This is a genomic window from Paenibacillus terrisolis, from assembly GCF_056171975.1.
On the sequence record NZ_JBKFGG010000069.1, the window covers coordinates 1 to 733 of the forward strand.

The following is a 733-nucleotide window of genomic DNA, read 5'->3' on the forward strand; positions in this document are numbered from 1 at the left end:
AGATCTCTTTCGATTATAAAAGAACTCCAGATATCGATATAATCTCTGCTGGGCTTCTTGCTTGGTTTTGAATTTAGGCTTACTGTAGATCAACTCGCGCTTTAAGATGCTATGAAAAGCCTCGATACAGGCGTTGTCATAACAGTTCCCTTTGCGACTCATGCTGGGTTTCATCTCATATTCCACCAGTAGGTTTCGGTATTCCTTAGAAGCATACTGCGAACCACGATCCGAGTGGTGGATGAGCCCTTTGGCTGGCTTCTTGGCAAGATAAGCTTGTTTTAGAGCGTCCATCACAAGCTCCGTCGTCATTCGGTCACTGAGCTTCCATCCAACAATTTGTTTGGTGTACAGGTCCAAAATACTGGCGAGGTAAAGCTTTCCTTGACGGCAAGGAATGTAAGTGATGTCCGCTACCCATTTTTCATTGGGTTTTGTGGCTGTAAAGTCTTGCTGAAGGACATTCGGAGCGATGGGCATATTATGCTTAGAGTCCGTTGTGGTCACCCTAAACTTGCGAGCCATACACGAACGTAGCCCTTGCTTGCGCATCACTAAGCCGACTGTGCGTTCTGAGATGTTCCAGCCTTCCTTCAGCAACTCCCGGTGTATTCTCGGGCTGCCGTAGGTTTCTTCCGAGTCGTAAAAATGCCACTTGATTCGCTCGGTAACTTCTTTCTTACGTGTTTCGCTAGGTGAAGGTTCGGTGACCTTCCACTTGTAATAACCGCTC

Annotated in this window: 1 protein-coding gene; it reads right to left on the minus strand. The window is 46.9% G+C overall.

What is annotated here, in order from left to right:
- Nucleotides 1-733, minus strand: a 733-nt coding sequence (locus tag ACI48K_RS25615; RefSeq protein ID WP_475030450.1) for an IS3 family transposase, incomplete at both ends; no start/stop codon positions are given.